We start from the raw sequence: 16,869 nt of genomic DNA on the forward strand, positions 1-16,869 counted from the left end.
CGGCGCCCGGCCGCATAAGGAGGCACTTTCATGTCAGCAGGGCACACCGCGGTAACCACCGTCGGCGCGGCGGCCGACGAGCCGGTGATCAGTTGTGAGACGCCGCAGGACGAGTGCGGGGTCAGGGACGTCCTCGACCGGCTCGGCGACAAGTGGTCGGTGTACGTGGTGGTCGAACTCGCCTCGGGCGTCCTGCGGTTCAAGGAGCTGCAGCGCAGGATCCACGGCGGCATATCGCAGCGGATGCTCACCCTCACCGTGCGCCGCCTGGAGCGGGACGGCCTGGTGAAGCGCACGGTGTACCCGACGATTCCGCCGCAGGTCGAGTACGAGCTCACCGAGATGGGGCACAGCCTCACGCATCTGGTGAAGGCCCTTGCCGACTGGTCGATCGCGCACCGGCCCGCCATCACGGCCGCCCGCGCCTCCTACGACGAGACCCAGGACGTATCAGCGCCATAGCCGCCAGCGGGCCTGGAAACGGCCGAGCGGGCCGAGCGGGACCGCCCCGAAGGGTGTCCCGCCCGGCCCGCTCGACGATCACTCGACGCTCAGGGGCCGACGGCGCGTCAGCGCACGCTCTCCAACTCCCGTTCCCGCTGGGCACCGGGCGTCATGTCGTCGCCGAGGTCCTTGTGGAGCTTCTCGCCCTCCACGTCGACGTTCGGCAGGATCTTGTTCAGCCAGCGCGGCAGCCACCAGGCGGACCGGCCGAGCAGGGCGAGCACCGCGGGCACGATCGCCATGCGGACCACGAAGGCATCGAAGAGGACGGCGATGGCGAGACCGAAGCCCATCATCTTGATCATGTCGTCGTTCTCCATGATGAAGCCGGAGAAGACGCTCATCATGATGATCGCGGCCGCGGCCACGACCCGGCCGCCGTGCGTGAAGCCGGTGACGACCGACTCCTCGGGGCTCGCCCCGTGGACGTACGCCTCACGCATCCGCGTGACGAGGAAGACCTCGTAGTCCATCGCGAGACCGAACACCACGCCGATCATGAAGATCGGCATCATGCTCATGATCGGCCCAGGCTGGTCGACGCCCACGATGTCCGCGAGCCAGCCCCACTGGAAGACCGCGACGACGGCGCCGAGCGCGGCGGCCACCGAGAGCAGGAAGCCGAGCGCGGCCTTGAGCGGCACGAGGATCGAGCGGAAGACCAGCATCAGGAGCAGGAACGCCAGGCCGACGACCAGGCCGAGGTACGGCAGGAGCGCGTCGTTCAGGGTCTGCGAGAAGTCGATCGTCATCGCGGTCTGGCCGGTGACGAGGACCTCGGATCCCGTGTCGGTCCCGATGCCGTCGGCGGTCGAACGGAGCGACTTGACCAGTTCCTCGGTCTTGTGGTCGCTCGGCCCGGTCTCCGGGATGACGTTCAGGATCGCGGTGTCGCCCGCCTTGTTGGGCTGGGCGGGCGTGACGGCGGCGACGCCGTCGACCTTGGCGAGCGAGTCGCCGACGGTCTTGGCCGCGGCCGCCACGTCGGCGTCCTTGCTGACGGTGACCATCAGGGGGCCGTTGAAGCCCGCGCCGAAGGACTCGGACAGCATGTCGTACGCCTTGCGCTGGGTGGTGTCCGGCGCGGAGGTGCCCTCGTCGGGCAGGCCGAGCTCCAGGCTGGCGGCAGGGACGGCCACGGCGCCGAGGCCGACCACGGCGACGAGCAGGACGGCCAGCGGGTGGCGCAGCACGAAGCGGGACCAGCGAGTGCCGAGCTTGGGCTTGGCGTTCGGGTCGTTGAGCTCGGAGGCGGACTTCTTGCGGTCCTTGCGGCGCAGCACCTTGCGGCCCGCGAAGCCGAGCAGCGCGGGGATCATGGTGAGCGCGATGAGGACGGCGATCACGACGGTGCCCGCCGCGGCGAGGCCCATCTTCGTGAGGATCGGGATGTTGACGACCGCGAGGCCGGAGAGCGCGACGACGACGGTGAGACCGGCGAACACCACGGCGGAGCCCGCGGTTCCGGTGGCCCGGCCCGCCGCTTCCTCCGGTTCGCGTCCCTCGGCGATCTCCGCGCGGTAGCGCGAGACGATGAAGAGGGCGTAGTCGATGCCGACGGCGAGGCCGATCATCATCGCGAGGGTCGACGTCGTGCTGGAGAGGTTCAGGACACTGCCGAGGGCGCCGATGGCGGAGATGCCGATGCCGACGCCGATGATGGCGGTGAGCAGCGGCATGCCCGCGGCGACCAGCGAGCCGAAGGTCACGATGAGGACGACCGCGGAGATGGCGATGCCGATGAGTTCGGCGCTGCCGCCCATCTCCTGCTCGGTCATCACCGCGTCGCCGCCGGTCTCGACCGTCAGGCCCGCGTCACGGGTCGTGTCGGTGGCCTTCGTCAGCGCGTCGTGCGACTTGTCGGTGAGCTCGGTGGCGGGCACCTTGTAGGTGACCGAGGCGTAGGCGGTGGTGCCGTCCTTGCTGACGGTCTTCGCCTTGTACGGGTCGTCGACCCCCGCGACCTGCGACCCCTTGCCGATGGTCGAGATCATCTTCTCGACCTCGGTCTTGGACTTGGCCGAGGTGATCTTCTCGCCCTCGGGGGCCCGTATGACCACGCGGGCGCTCGCGCCTTCGGCGCTGGCGTCGGGGAAGCGCTTCTCCAGGACGTCGAAGGCCTTCTGGGACTCCGTGCCGGGCATCGAGAAGGTGTCGGCGGGCGGTGCGGGAGCGGCCGAGGCGGCGACACCCGCACCGACGAGCAGCGCTATCCAGAGCAGCGCCACATAGCGGCGTCGCCGGAAGGCGAGGCGGCCTAGTTTGTACAGGAACGTAGCCACGGCGAAAGGGACTCCCGTCGGGTTGAGCAGGCAGGGGCGACCTCCCGGCTGTGCGAACGGTGCACGTCAGGAGGTCCAGCAGGATTCCCCTCAATAGTCACTGCCGATGCGGGACGGGAAGTCAGCCTGCGAGCCGGAGTCTTGGCCCACGGTCGCTGTACTGCGCCGCGCGGGGTGTCATCCTCCGGGAGGAGAGCGGATCACCCCGTCTAGGCCACAAGGTGCAGGCACGTGTCAACAGTTTCGTCGTCATGAGTGCGGAATCTTTGGATCCCCTTCACCGCCCGCCCTCCCGCGGCCCGGTCGGGGGCCGCGGGAGGGGCCGCCGCCGGGGGCAGCCCTGAGAGGTCAGTCCTCGGACCGCAACGGCCGGAAGAACGCGCGCAGTTCGCGCGCGACCTGCTCGGGCTCCTCGTGCGCCATGAAGTGACCGCCGTTGCGCGGCGTGCTCCAGTGCCGCAGATCGGTCAGGACCCGCTCGGCCAGGCTCTTCGGGTAGTGCGCGAAGGCCGGTTCATGGCTGAGGGTGACGGCGCCCGGTACGGTCACGGGCGGCACGGGACGGTTGTGCCGTACGTAGTCGTAGTACTGCCGGAAGGACGAGCCGATGCTGCCGGTGGCCCAGTAGAGCGTGGCGACGGTCAGGAGGGTGTCCCGGTCCCAGCGGGCCTCCAGGTCGCCGCCGCAGTCGCTCCAGTCGCGGTACTTGTCGCTGATCCAGGCGAGCAGGCCCGCAGGGGAGTCCCGCAGCGCCGCGGCGATCGTGTCGGGCCGGGTGCACATGATCTCGCTGTAGCCCTGGTCCTCGGCGTCGTACGCGTCGAGGTGGTCGAGGTAGGCCCGCTCCTCGGCGGTCGGCGGCGCCGCCTCGAAGTCGGCGGAGACCACCGCGGAGGTGATGTGCACACCGGCGACCTGCCCGGGGTACAGCGCGCCGAGCCACTGCGTCACACCTCCCCCGATGTCCCCGCCGAAGGCGCCGAAACGCCGGTAGCCGAGGTTCTCGGTCATCAGCTCGTGCCAGATCCCGGCGACGTGCTCGCGGGTGAACGGCCCCTCCGGCAGCCCGGAGTGGAGGAATCCGGGCAGCGAGGGGACGACCACGTCGAAGGCGTCGGCGGGGTCGCCGCCGTGGCCGGCCGGGTCGGCGAGCAGCCGGGCGACGGGCAGCATCTCGACGTAGCTGCTGGGCCAGCCGTGGCTCAGGACCAGCGGCAGCGGCGCGGGCGCCCCCTCGGGACGTACGCCGCGTACGTGGACGAAGTGCACGCGGGTGCCCGCGACGTCGGCGATGTGGTGCTCGAAGCCGTTGAGCAGGTCCTCGGCGGCGCGCCAGTCGAAGCCGTCGGCCCAGTAGGAGACGAGGTCGCGCAGGTGGTCGGGGTCGGTGCCCGCGGCCCAGTACGTCGGGTCGGACGCGCTGGTGAAGAGGGTGCGCCGCAGGCGCGCACGCAGGTCGTCCAGGACGTCGTCGGAGACGGAGACCTTGAAGGGCGTGGTGTTCATGGGTGGTTCGGATCCTCTGTTCGGAAGTGCTCGGGTTTACTGCCCGGGCACTCCTGAACGGCTGCGGCGGATCAGCCGAGGACAGCAATCGGGAGGGCCCGGAAGGGGGTCTGGTCACGCATCGGGCTCACCTCCTCGAAAGGTCTTCGTACCGAGCGGCATCGGCCGCGCGGCGCGTCGTCGGCGACTATATCCACGCCTGTGTCCCGGCGTCACCCGAGTATCGGAATCCGCCGAGCGACCGGCACCGCTCGGACGCGGGACCTAGGCCCGATGACGTGGGCCGCGACCGCCCACGGTCCGTCGCCGCGATCCCGTCGCCCCAGCAGACTGGTCGCATGCACTCCGGACAGATCGACTCCTATCTGCGGCGCATCGGGGCCGACCGTCCCGCCGCCCCCACCGCACAGGCCCTGCGCGACCTGCACCTCGCGCATCTGCGCCGCGTCCCCTTCGAGAACCTCTCCCTCCACATCGGCGAGGAGATCGACCTCACCGAGAAGGCGCTCCTGGCGAAGGTCGTCGACGCCCGCAGGGGCGGCTTCTGCTACGAGCTCAACGGCGCCTTCGGGGCCCTGCTCGGCGCCCTGGGCTTCGACGTCGCGCTCGTCCAGGCCCGGGTGTACGACGACGCGGGGCAGCCCGGCATCCCCTACGACCACATGGCGCTGCGCGTGCGCACCGACGACGGCCGCGACTGGCTTGCGGACGTCGGCTTCGGGACGCACAGCCACCTGCCGCTCGCCTTCGGCGATCGCGGCGAGCAGAGCGACCCCGGCGGCGTCTTCCGGCTCCACGACACCCCGGAGGGCGATCTGCGGGTCGTCAAGGACGGCAGGCCGCAGTACGTCCTGGAGACCCGCCCGCGCGAGCTCGCCGACTTCCGGGTCGGCGCCTGGTACCACCGCACCTCCCCCGCCTCCCACTTCACGCGGTCGCTGGTCTGCTCGCTGCTCACCGACGACGGCCGCGTCACCCTCAGCGGGCGCAAGCTCACCCGCACCGTGGACGGCGAGCGACAGGTCACCGAGCTGGCCTCCACGGCACAGGTGCTCGCGGCCTACGAGCGGCACTTCGGCGTCCGGCTCGACCGCGAACCGACGCTCGGCGAGACCGGATGAGATGTGGCGATGAGTTCCGGGCGGTGCGACGGTCCTAAAGGAGAGCGGACAGGACCGCCGCACCGACGACAGGAGTCAGTCATGCCCCGGATCACGCCCAACCTCTGGTTCGACACCCAGGCCGAGGACGCCGCCAAGTTCTACGTCTCGGTCTTCCCGAACTCGGAGATCAAGAACACCTCGTACTACGGAGAGGGCAGTCCGCGCCCTGCGGGCTCCGTCCTGACGGTGGAGTTCGAGCTCGACGGCAACCCGTACCTGGCGCTCAACGGCGGTCCCGAGTTCACCTTCGACGAGGCCGTCTCCTTCTCGATCGCCTGCGCCGACCAGGACGAGGTCGACTACTACTGGGGCAAGCTCTCCGAAGGCGGCGAGGAGGGGCCCTGCGGGTGGCTGAAGGACCAGTTCGGGCTGTCCTGGCAGGTCGTGCCCGCGGCCCTGCCCGAGCTCCTCTCGGACCCGGACCCCCAGCGCGCGCAGCGCGCCATGCAGGCGATGTTCGGCATGAAGAAGCTCGACGTGGCGGCGCTCAGGGCCGCCGCCGACGGCACCGCGTAGGCAGCCGCGCGCAGCGACCGAATTGGCACACGGCCGCGGCTGGTGATTGGCCCAGTCGCGGCCGGTGCCGACTGCCTACCGTCGACGCGTCGGACCAGGGGCGGCCACACGGCCGCCGACACCGGGGAGCGTCGTGTCGATGCGTATTCTTCCGCCGCGGGGGGCACCACGCGTGCTCGCCGCCGCGCAGCTGAGCAACTCCGTCGGCGACGGCGCGTACTACGTGGCGTCGGCGCTGTACTTCACCCGTGTCGTGGGCCTCTCCCCCACCCAGATCGGCCTCGGCCTGACCGTGGCCTGGGCGGTCGGCTCGGTGGCGGGGGTGCCGCTCGGCGCGCTCGCCACCGGTGTCGCGGTCGGCTCGTTCCTCTTCATCCGCTCCTTCCCGCTGTTCCTCGTCGCCTCGGTCGGATACGCCGTGGCCCAGTGCGGTCTCGCCGCGGCCCGTCAGGCACTGCTCGCGGGACTCGTGGCCCCCGCCGCCCGTACGGGGGTCCTCGCCCACCTCCAGTCGACGCTCAACGCGGGTCTCGCGGCCGGCGCGGCGATCGGTGGCCTGGCGCTGCGTTACGACACCGCGGAGGCGTACCGCGCGGTGTTCGCGATGGACGCGGCGAGCTTCCTGCTCTGCGCTGCGGTGCTGCTGCGGCTGCCCGCGGTGGCGAAGTCCCCGGCCGCGCGCGACGGCGGCGAGCCCCGGCTCGCGGTGCTCCGTGACCGCCCGTACGCGGTGATCACTCTCCTCAACGCGGTGCTCCTGCTGCGCATGCCGCTGCTCAGCCTGGCGATTCCGCTGTGGGTCGTGGAGCGCACCCACGCACCGGGGTGGCTGGTGTCCGCGCTGTTCGTCCTCAACACCCTTGCGGTGATGGCCTTTCAGGTCCGGGTGGCCCGCGGCGTCACCGGGCTGCGCACGGCCACCCGCGCCGTGCGCCGCTCCGGTCTCGTCATGTGCGCCTCCTGCGCGGTCTTCGCGCTCTCTGCGGCCGGGCTCTCGCCGTGGGCGGCCGCGTCGGTCCTGGTCGCGGGCGCGGTGCTGCAGGTCGTCGCCGAGACGCAGCAGTCCGCGGGCTCGTGGCAGATCGGCTTCGCGCTGGCTCCCGCCCATCAAGTCGGCCAGTACCAGGGCTTCTTCGGCACGGGCGTACCGCTCGCCCGCACGCTCGGCCCGCTGCTCCTCAGCTGGCTCCTGCTGGTGTGGGGCGTGCCGGGCTGGCTGCTGCTCGGGGCCGTCTTCCTGGCCGCCTCGCTGGCCATGGGGCCCGCGGTGCGGTGGGCGGAGCGGGCCGGGGCGGCCCCGGGCCGCGGGCGGAGTGACAGGGTGCGAACCGGCGTCCGAGTCTGAGGAGAGCGACACAGCGAAGGGTGATCGATAGGCTCCGCTGTGTGACGAAGGTAATCATGACCGTGCAGCGTTGGCTCCTGGCGCTGATGCTCGGCTGCTACGTCCTGGCGGGCGTCTTCCCCGCTCCCGGCGAGGCGCTTCGCGCGCTGACGCTGCGGATCCCGGTGGGTACGGCCGAACTGACGCTGCCCATGGTGCTGTTGGCGGTCATGCTGTTCAACGCCGGTCTGGGGGTGCGCGTCGCCGATCTGCGCGTCGTCCTGTCCCAGCCCTGGCGGCTGACCCTCGGCATCACCGCCAACGCGCTCCTGCCGCTGGTCCTGCTCCCCTGTGTCGCCCTGGCCCTGCGGGGCTGGCCCGACCCGGCGGAGACGGAAGGTCTCGTGATCGGGCTCATGCTGGTCCTCGCGATGCCGATCGCGGGCGGCGCGGTCTCCTGGGGACAGAACGCCGGGGGCAACGTCCCGCTGGTCGTCGCGATGGTGATCGGCTCCACGCTGCTCAGTCCGCTCACCGTCCCCCTCGGCATGCGCCTCGCGGGCCAACTCGTGGGCCCCTACGGCGCGGGCGCCCTGGACGACACCACCACGGTCGACACCATCGCCAGGACCGGGGCGGGGCTGTTCGCGCTGGTGTCCGTGGTGCTGCCCTGCCTGGTCGGCATCGCCGTGCGGACCGTCCTCAGCGAGGAGCGGGTCCGCAGGACCCTGCCCACCATCAAGGCCGTCAACCTGGTCAACATCCTGTCGCTCTGCTACATCAACGCCGCGGGCGCGCTGGGGCAGGCGCTCGCCCACCCCGACCCCGACCTGCTCGTGGCGGCGGTCGCCCTGTCCGGCGCGGTGTGCTGTCTGACCTTCGTCTGCGGTCGGTGGCTGTCCCGCTGGACGCGGTGCGACCGGCCCGACGGGATCTCCCTCACCTTCGCCACCGGCATGAACAACAGCAGCGCGGCGGCGGTCCTGGCCGCCGGTTCGTTCTCGCACCGCGCCGCGGTGCTGCTGCCGATCCTCGCCTACAGCCTGCTCCAGAAGGTGGTGGCGGGGACGGCGGGACGCCCGCCGCGGATCCCGCCCGCCGTCACCGGCGTCGCCCCGGTCCGGGAGTGAGCAAGGCGCCGCCGCACGCGATGACCACGAGCACCATGGCCAGCCATTGGAGGAGGGTCAACGACTGGCCGAGGACGAGGAGTCCGGCGAGCGCCGCCGCGGGAGGCGCGAGGCTCATCAGGACGGCGAAGACGGCGGGCCCGATCGTGCGCAGGGCGACGAGTTCCGACGCGGTGGGCACGACCGAGGACAGCACGGCCACGGCGAGGACGAGCCAGACGTCCCCGAGTTCCGGCAGGGTCACGTGCCCGAACGACAGGCCCACGGGAACGCTCGCCGTGGCGGCGACCGTCATCGCGACCGCGAGGCCGTCGAGCCGCTCGAAGCGCGCGCCGGTCCGCGCGCTGAGCTGGATGTAGCAGGCCCACAGCGCGGCGGCGGCCAGTGCGAAGGCCACCCCCGCGGGCTCCAGGCCGCTGAAACCGTCCTTGCCGAGCAGGAACACGCCCACGAGGGCCAGCAGCGCCCACAGCGGGTCGGCGGCGCGCCGGGAGCCGAGCAGCGTGAGCGTCAGCGGACCGAGCAGCTCCAGCGTGACGGTGGGCCCCAGCGGCATGCGCAGGATCGCGAGGTAGAAGCAGCTGTTCCAGGCGCACAGGGTCAGACCGAGCAGGCCCGCCACCGCCCAGTCCTCGGCGGTGTGACCCCGCGGGCTCGGACGGCAGATCGCGAGCAGCAGCACCGCGGAGACGGTGAGGCGCAGGACGAGTACGCCCCAGACGCCCACGCTCGGTATCAGCAGGGCGGCGGCCGCCGACCCGAACTGCACCGCCACGTCGGCACCGAGCAGGAGGGCCAGGGCACTCGCCCTGCCCCGGACGGGCGTGGCGCGCTCGCTGAAATCGGTGGCGCCCACCGTCACGCCCGCCCGCGCACAAAGACACGCCCGACCGCACACATAGTCACGTCCGTCTCGTTGTTCCGAACCTGCGAGTCGCGGCCTCCGCAAAGGGGAATTCGGTGACGCCTGCGGCTGAGGATGGCATGGACATGTGTTGGGGCTGATGACACTATCTGACGGATGGTCGACGACAGTAGAAAGCATTCCTCGATCTGGCACAATCGCGAATTCCTGCTCTTATGGAGCGGGCAGACGGTCAGCGAGATGGGGACGCAGATCACCGTTCTCGCCCTGCCGTTGGTCGCGGTCGTGTTGCTGGATGCCACCCCGTTCCAGGTCGGCCTGTTGGCGGCCGCGGAGACGAGCGCGTACCTCCTGGTCGCCCTGCCGGCCGGAGCCATCGTGGACCGGGTCGCCAAGCGGCGGCTGATGATCTGGTGCGACATCGGACTGTTCCTGGTGATCGGCTCGGTGCCCCTGGCCCACGTACTCGACTCCCTGACACTCGTCCACCTCTACGCCGTCGCGCTGGTCTCCAGCGTGCTCTCGGTCTTCTTCGCGGTCGCCTACCAGGCCTATCTGCCCGCGGTCCTCGAACACAGCCAACTCCTCGACGGCAACGGCAAGATCGCCGCCTCCCGGTCGGTCGCCCAGGTCGCGGGACCCAGTTCGGGCGCGGGCCTGGTGACGCTGGTCGGTGCCGCGGGGGCGATGGCGGCCGACGCGGTCTCCTTCGCCCTGTCGGCGAGCGCCCTGTCGGCGATCCGTACCCCCGAGCCGCGCCGCAAGGCCGATCCCGGGCCGCGCCCCACGATGCGGTCGCAGATCCGTGAAGGGCTCGACTACGTCCTGCGCGACCGCATCCTGCGCAACTCGGTGGCCTTCAACGGCACCGCCAACTTCTTCGTCATCATCGTGGAGACCCTGGGCCCGGTCTTCCTGATCCGCACGCTCGACCTGCGCCCCGGCCTGGTCGGCCTGCTCCTCGCGCTGGGGGCCGTCGGCGGCGTCGCGGGCGGTGTGGCGGCACGGCACCTCGCCCGGCGGTTCGGCTCGGCGCGGATCAGCTGGATCTCGATGACCGTCCTCTCGCTGCCCGGCCTGCTGATCCCGATGGCCGGATCCGGCTGGTGGGTGCTCCTGTTCGGCTTCGGCTGGATCTCGTGGACCTTCTCCTCCACCGTCGCGGGCATCTCGCTGACCAGTTACCGGCAGGCCGCCTGCCCGCCCGAGCTGCTCGGCCGGGTCAGCGCCGCCGCACGCTGGATCACCTGGGGCACCCTGCCGGTCGGCGGACTCGTCGGCGGCGGGCTCGCCACCGCATTCGGCGTCCAGACCACGTTGTGGATCGCCGTCATCGGCGGTTGCTGCGCGGGTCTTTGGCTGTTCTTCTCGCCCTTGCGGGGCATGCGCGACATTCCGCTCAGCGCGCCCGAGCCCGAATCCAGGCCCGAGGCCGAAACCGAGACCGTGGCCGAAAAGCCGTAGGACCGCCGCGTCATACCGTCATCGGATGGGGGAACCAATGATCCCGCTTTCCTATGCCCAACGCCGATTGTGGTTTCTGTCCCGACTCGAAGAACACGGCTCCGCCTACAACGTGCCGCTGGCCCTGCGCATCACCGGAAGCCTCGATCGGGATGCGCTGATCCAGGCATTCACCGACGTCGTCGAGCGGCACGAGGTGCTGCGCACCGGCTATCTGGAAGTCGACGGCGAGCCCTACCAGGAAGTGCGGGACGGCGCGGCGGCCCGGCCCGTCTTCCTGGTGCGGGAGAGCGACCCGCAGCGGCTGGCCGAGGATCTCGACGCCGCGACGCGCCATGTCTTCGATCTCACCGCCGAACTCGCCACCCGCTGCTGCCTGTTCGTCCTGAGCGAGACCGATCATGTCCTGCTGGTGCTGTTCCATCACATCGCGGCCGACGGGTGGTCGATCGGGCCGTTGACCCGCGATCTCGCGACGGCGTACGAGGCGCGGTGTGCGGGCGGCGAACCGGAGTGGGAGGAGCCGCTGCCCGCGCAGTACGCGGACTACGTGGCGTGGCAGCGGGACTTCCTGGGTGATCCGGACGACCAGGACAGCGTCCAGGCACGGCAGTTGCGGTACTGGACCGCCGCCCTGGCCGACCTGCCGCCCGAGTTGGAGCTGCCCTACGACCGCCCGCGGCCGCCGGTGTCGGCTCACCGTGCGGGCAGCGTCCAGCTCCGGCTCGGCACCGCCGTACAGGCGCGTCTGGTCGCGCTGGCCAAGGAGAGCCGGGCGACGGTCTTCATGGTGCTGCAGGCCGCCATCGCGACCCTGCTCTCGCGGCTCGGTGCGGGCACCGACATCCCGCTGGGCTCCGCCGTCGCGGGCCGCTCCGAGGAGGAGTTCGAGGATCTCGTCGGCTTCTTCGTGAACACCGTCGTGCTCCGTGCCGACCTCTCCGGTGACCCGACCTTCCGCGAAGTGATCGCCCGGGTGCGCGACACCGACCTGGCGGCGTACGGGCACCAGGACTTGCCGTTCGAGAGGCTGGTGGAGGCGGTCAACCCCGACCGCTCGCTGAACCGGCACCCGCTCTTCCAGACGATGCTCACCTTCGAGGTCCGGTCCACCGCCGCGTGGCCGCTCGGCGCCACGCGGGCGGCGCCGGTGGAGACGGTGACCAGTGCCACCAAGTTCGACCTGCTGTTCCAGCTGGAGGAGGAGTACGGTCCGGCCGGAGCGCCCCAGGGCATCCGCTGCGTCGTCGACTACGACACGGAACTGTTCGACCGCGGCACGGTCGAGGCCATGGCCTCCCGTCTCGTCCGTCTCGTCAACACCGCGGTGGCCGACCCCGACGTCCCCGTCCACGGCATCGATCTGCTGGACGCCGCCGAACGCCGCAGGCTGCTGACCGAGTGGGGCGGTGCCGGGGACGAGACCCGTCCGAGCGGCGCCGACCCGGCGTCCTCCATCGCCGACGTCGTGGAGCGCCAGGCGGCGCTCACCCCGGATCTGCCCGCGGTGCGATGCGGCGCCGAAGAGCTCAGCTACGCGGAGCTGAACGCGCGGGCGAACCGGCTCGCCCGCCGCCTGGTGGCCTTCGGCATAGGGCCCGAGGACGTGGTGGCCGTCGCCGTGGACCGGTCGGTCCACCTGCCCGTCGCACTGCTCGCCGTGGTGAAGGCGGGCGGTGCCTATCTGCCCGTCGACTTGGACTACCCGGCCGAACGCATCGCGTTCATGCTGACGGACGCCCGTTCGGCGCTGTTGCTCACCACCGGTTCCGCGCGGGCAGGGCTGCCGGACGTCGACGTGCACGTGTGGCACCTCGACGGGCCCGACGCCGGGGCGCCAGGCGCCGACACCGACCTCACGGACGACGACCGCCGTGCCCCGCTGCGGGACCTCCACCCCGTCTACGTCATGTACACCTCCGGATCCACCGGCCGGCCCAAGGGCGTGGTCATCACGCACCGGGCCCTGATCGACCACATCGCCTGGATCGGCGGGGAGTACCCCGGTGCGCGCGGGGTGGCCCTGCTCCAGTCGTCGATCTCCTTCGACATCTCCGGCACGGCCTTGTTCACGCCCCTGGCCGTCGGCGGCTGCGTCCTGCTCGCACCGCTGGAGCACGACCCGCAGGTGGAGGCGTGGCTGGCGGACCACCCCTGCACCCTGCTCTTCGCCACCCCGAGCCACCTGGCGCTGCTCGACGCCCTGCCCCCGGTGTTCGTGCCCACCGACGACCTGCTGCTCGGCGGTGAGCCACTGACCGCGGAGGCGCTGGAACTGTCACGGCGCAGGCGTCCCGGGGTCCGGTCGCACAACGTCTACGGCCCCACCGAGATCACGGTGACCTGTACCGAGTACCGGATCGAACCGGGGCAGCGGCTGCCGTCGGGCCAGGTGCCGATCGGCGCCCGCCAGCCGGGCAACCGCCTCTACGTCCTCGACGAACGGCTGCGTCCCGTCCCGGTCGGGGTGAAGGGCGAGTTGTACGTCGGCGGCACCGGTCTGGGACGCGGCTATCTGCACCGCCCGGGGCTGACCGCAGAGCGGTTCGTGGCCGATCCGTGGGGCCCGGCGGGATCCCGTATGTACCGCACCGGAGACGTGGTCCGGTGGCGGGCGGACGGCGACATCGAGTTCCTGGGCCGCACCGACGACCAGGTGAAGGTCCGCGGGTTCCGCATCGAACTGGGCGACGTGGAAGCTGCGTTGGCAAGCCATTCCTCGGTGGCGCGTGCGGTGGTCACCACGTACAGCGCGTCCGCCGGGGACGTACGCCTTGTCGGATACGTCGTGCCCGCCGCGGGCGCCCGCCTCGACCTCTCGGAGCTGCGCCGCTTCGCGGAGCGCACCCTGCCGGCCCACATGGTGCCCTCGGCGTTGGTCGTGGTCGACGAGGTGCCGCTGACCGCCAACGGCAAGGTCGACCGCGGAGCGCTGCCCCGGCCGGAGTTCGGCACGCCGACTGCCGCTCGCGCGCCGCGCGGAGCCGCGGAGGAACTGCTGGCCGGTCTCTTCGCCCAAGAGCTCGGGGTGGACACCGTGGGGGCCGACGAGGACTTCTTCCAGATCGGCGGCCATTCCCTGCTCGCGGCGCGCCTGGTCAGCCGGATCCGGGCGGCCACCGGTCAACAGCTGGGTATCAGGGCGCTGTTCGAGGCGCCCACCGTGGCGGAGCTCGCGCTGCGGCTGACGGACCGGCGCGGAGAGGGGAAGGCGCTGGAGCACGACGACTTCCGGACCGTGCTGCCGCTGCGCTCGACCGGGGACGGCCCCGCGCTGTTCTGCGCGCATCCCGGCGGCGGCCTCGCCTGGTGCTATGCCGCGCTGCTCGCCCACGTCCCTCCCGAGCACCCGATCCACGGCGTGCAGGCGCGCGGCATATCCCCGGTCGGCGAACTACCCGCGAGCGTCGAGGAGATGGCGGCGGAGTACGTCGAGCAGCTCCGGAAGGTCCAGCCTGTCGGGCCCTACCACCTCCTGGGCTGGTCGTTCGGCGGCCTCGTCGTCCACGCGATGGCGGTCCTCCTCCAGGAACAGGGGGAAGAGGTGCCGTTGCTGTGCGTCCTCGACGGCTACCCCCATGACCTGGGGCCCGGCCCGGAGGACGGCGGCCCCGATCCGACGGCCGACACCGGGGACGCGCTCGCCGCGATCTCCGAGGCCCTGGGGGTGGACGCGACCGCGCTGGCCCCCGCCGAGCGAGGCGCCGCCCTCGGCCTGACCGAACCTCAACTGGCCGCCATGGTCAGGGTCTTCGAGAACAACCACGACCTCGCCAGGGGCTTCGACCCCAAGCCGTTCCGCGGTGCGGTCCTGTTCGTGACCGCGGGTCGCGACCGGGGCGAGGGGCTGCCGTCCGCCGCCGAGGCCTGGGGGCCGTACGTGGAGGGCCCCATCGAGGACGTGCGGCTCGACTGCACCCATCACCAGTTGCTGTCGGGCGAGCCCGCGCGGGCGGTCGCCGAGCTGGTCTCCCGGCGACTGCGCGACACCTCCTGACGGTCACCGCGCCTCGACGGCGGGCAGCAGCGCCAGGTGTTCGGTCCACACGAGCCGGAACCGCAGCGCGGTGGAGACGACCGCCTGGCGCAGCCAGTTGCCGCCCGAACGCCCCGACGGCGACTGCTGGTTGCGTACGCCCAGCTTGTTCCCCGCGATGTACTCGATGTGGAAGTTGACGGCGGCCGGACTGATCCTGCGGCAGGAAGCCAGCGGGCTCAGCCTGCGGACGATCTCGGCGGTGCTGGGGATGGCCATCGTGGCGGGCGCGCGCAACTGGGGCTCGCACAGGGCGACGAGGACCAGGAAGTACTTGGCCCGGGGGTCCAGGGCGAACGCCGGGTCGGGCCGCGCGGCGGGGTCCGCGTCGGGGGCGTACGTGGTGGCCGCGTACGCGTTGGCCGGGGTCGGCGCGCTCACGGACAGGTACGTCGACCCCGTGGAGGACGGCAGGCTGATCCTGGCGTGCGGGAATGGGACCGGCATGTCGAGCCGCCCTGGGGGCACGCAGACGTACTCGCCGCCGCCCTCCTCGTTCTCCACCACGTAGGTGCGGGCCCGGCTGAGGTTGGTGATGAACCACAGGCCGTCCTCGGCGGCCCTGATCCGTCCCGCGATGGGTTCGCCGGTGGGGTCGTCGACGGAGATGTCGGCAGGGGCGCCGGTCAGGCCCCGGCCGAAGGTGACCTCCTGGTTGCTGCGCACCTCGACGGTGCCGGTGCCGGTGGCGGTGTCCGCGCCGGGCAGGACGATCCGCAGGTCGGACGACGTGCCGTTCGTCGAGGCTCCGTCGAGTGGGTCGGGGAGCGGCTCCGGGTCCGGTCGTGGCTCGGGGTCCGAGCGCGGGCCCGGCCCTGAGCGCGGGCCCGGCCTGCGGTCCGCCGTCAGGCCGATCCGGAGGTGGGAGAGGCCCTGGAGGAAGTTGGACGGGCGCCGCACGGCCTCGCCCTCGACCTCGATCTCCGCGACCCGTTCGACCGCGGCCGCCAGCACGCACTTCACCTCCAGGCGGGTCAGGGTGGCGCCGACGCAATAGTGGGGGCCGCCGCCGAAGGCGATGTGCGGATTGGGGCGGCGGTCGAGCCGGAAGGTGTCGGGGTCGGCGAAGACCTTCTCGTCGCGGTTGCAGGAGGGGTACCAGACCGCGACGCGGTCGCCCGCGGCGATCCTGACGTCGCCGAGCACGGTGTCCTCCGCGGCGGTGCGCAGGGCGTGCAGGGCCGGTGAGGTCCACCGCAGGATCTCCTCGACCGCCGTGTCGATCAGCCCGGGGTCCTCCCTGAGCCTTCGCCACACGTCGGGCCGACGGGCGAAGACCAGCAGGGCCCCGGCCAGCGCGTGCGAGGTGGTCTCCAGGCCGCCGTTCATCAGGCCGTCGCAGTTGAGCAGGATCTCGTCGTCGGTCAACGGGACGCCGTCCGGGGCGGCTTGGGCGAGCGCGGAGACGATGTCGTCGCCGGGCTCCTCCCTGCGCAGGTCGAGCAGGTCCCCGAAGTGGCCGAATATCCGGGTGTGCGCGGCGGTGCGGGCGGCCTCGCCCGCGGGTCCCGGGTCGGAATCGTCGAAGGCTTCCTCCATCGTGCGGGCCAGCTCGTCCTGGTCCTCATCGGGAACACCGAGGAGGTCGAACAGGGCCCACCGCGGCACCTCGGCGGTGAGTTCGGCGATCGCGTCGAAGGTCGTGCCGCGGGCGAGGAGGGCGTCCAGGCGTTCTTCGACACGGGCGCCGAGCGTGGGGACCAGGGCGGCGACGGAGCGCGCGTTGAACCAGGCCTGGTGCACGCCGCGAAGGCGGCGGTGCTCGGCGCCGTCGGAGACGACGAGCATGCGTCCCGCCGCGGCCCGCACGCCCGCGGGGTTGGCCTGGAGGCGCATCCCCTGGACGGAGACGAAGCTCGTGGGGCGTCTGATCACCTCCGAGCCCTCGGCATGGGTCACGACCGACCAGAAGCCACCGGCCAGCTCCGACTCCGTCCACGCCACCGGATGCGCCGCGCGCGCCTGCCGCCACATTTCCAGGTGCGTCTCGTCGGTGTACAAGTAGGGGTCGGCGAGGTCCGCGGCAACTCGGCCGGCCGTCCATCGAGGAGTCCGAATTTTCATGGTTCCCTTTCTGGA

11 protein-coding genes are annotated in these 16,869 nt (G+C 71.7%); 7 read left to right on the plus strand and 4 right to left on the minus strand.

The genetic code is table 11. The annotated features are described in order from the left end of the window. The first annotated feature begins 30 nt into the window (after positions 1–30). Positions 31–462 carry a winged helix-turn-helix transcriptional regulator gene (locus KY5_RS01420; RefSeq protein ID WP_098240430.1) on the plus strand — a complete coding sequence of 144 codons (432 nt, stop codon included), beginning with the start codon at positions 31–33 and terminating at the stop codon, positions 460–462. A gap of 107 nt (positions 463–569) precedes the next feature. Here the strand turns inward: KY5_RS01420 and KY5_RS01425 are convergent, their stop codons facing one another. Further along, on the minus strand, positions 570–2,786 hold the full coding sequence (locus KY5_RS01425) for an MMPL family transporter (protein WP_098240431.1): 2,217 nt from the start codon (positions 2,784–2,786) through the stop codon (positions 570–572). A gap of 348 nt (positions 2,787–3,134) precedes the next feature. Continuing rightward, a complete protein-coding gene (locus KY5_RS01430) occupies positions 3,135–4,292 on the minus strand; it encodes an epoxide hydrolase family protein (protein ID WP_098240432.1) in 1,158 nt (385 codons plus the stop codon). 338 nt (positions 4,293–4,630) lie between these two features. Here KY5_RS01430 and KY5_RS01435 point away from each other — a divergent pair, with 338 nt between their 5' ends. The 4 genes from KY5_RS01435 to KY5_RS01450 all read left to right on the plus strand — a co-directional run bounded on the left by KY5_RS01435 (position 4,631) and on the right by KY5_RS01450 (position 8,425). Next, the gene (locus tag KY5_RS01435) at positions 4,631–5,413 is read left to right on the plus strand and encodes an arylamine N-acetyltransferase family protein (protein WP_098240433.1); all 783 of its coding nucleotides are present in this window, start codon (positions 4,631–4,633) and stop codon (positions 5,411–5,413) included. Positions 5,414–5,494: 81 nt separating this feature from the next. Continuing rightward, the gene (locus tag KY5_RS01440) at positions 5,495–5,971 is read left to right on the plus strand and encodes a VOC family protein (protein WP_098240434.1); all 477 of its coding nucleotides are present in this window, start codon (positions 5,495–5,497) and stop codon (positions 5,969–5,971) included. Positions 5,972–6,110: 139 nt separating this feature from the next. Further along, entirely contained in the window at positions 6,111–7,316 is a 1,206-nt protein-coding gene (locus KY5_RS01445) for an MFS transporter (RefSeq protein ID WP_098240435.1), read from the plus strand. 56 nt (positions 7,317–7,372) lie between these two features. Further along, a complete protein-coding gene (locus KY5_RS01450) occupies positions 7,373–8,425 on the plus strand; it encodes a bile acid:sodium symporter family protein (RefSeq protein WP_098240436.1) in 1,053 nt (350 codons plus the stop codon). Here KY5_RS01450 and KY5_RS01455 read toward each other — a convergent pair. Continuing rightward, on the minus strand, positions 8,397–9,281 hold the full coding sequence (locus tag KY5_RS01455) for an EamA family transporter (protein WP_159072454.1): 885 nt from the start codon (positions 9,279–9,281) through the stop codon (positions 8,397–8,399). The genes KY5_RS01450 and KY5_RS01455 overlap by 29 nt on opposite strands. Before the next feature lie 165 nt (positions 9,282–9,446). Between KY5_RS01455 and KY5_RS01460 the strand changes: the two genes are divergently transcribed. Both KY5_RS01460 and KY5_RS01465 read left to right on the plus strand, forming a co-directional pair. Further along, the gene (locus tag KY5_RS01460; protein ID WP_098240438.1) at positions 9,447–10,754 is read left to right on the plus strand and encodes an MFS transporter; all 1,308 of its coding nucleotides are present in this window, start codon (positions 9,447–9,449) and stop codon (positions 10,752–10,754) included. Between the two features lie 25 nt (positions 10,755–10,779). Then, positions 10,780–14,751: a non-ribosomal peptide synthetase gene (locus tag KY5_RS01465; protein WP_098240439.1), complete on the plus strand. Its 3,972-nt coding sequence runs from the start codon at positions 10,780–10,782 to the stop codon at positions 14,749–14,751. Positions 14,752–14,754: 3 nt separating this feature from the next. On the opposite strand, the gene KY5_RS01470 is transcribed toward KY5_RS01465, so the two are convergent. After that, positions 14,755–16,854: a cytochrome P450 gene (locus tag KY5_RS01470; RefSeq protein ID WP_159072455.1), complete on the minus strand. Its 2,100-nt coding sequence runs from the start codon at positions 16,852–16,854 to the stop codon at positions 14,755–14,757. Positions 16,855–16,869 lie beyond the last annotated feature (15 nt).

Source organism: Streptomyces formicae, from assembly GCF_002556545.1.
In the GTDB taxonomy this organism is placed as follows: domain Bacteria; phylum Actinomycetota; class Actinomycetes; order Streptomycetales; family Streptomycetaceae; genus Streptomyces; species Streptomyces formicae_A.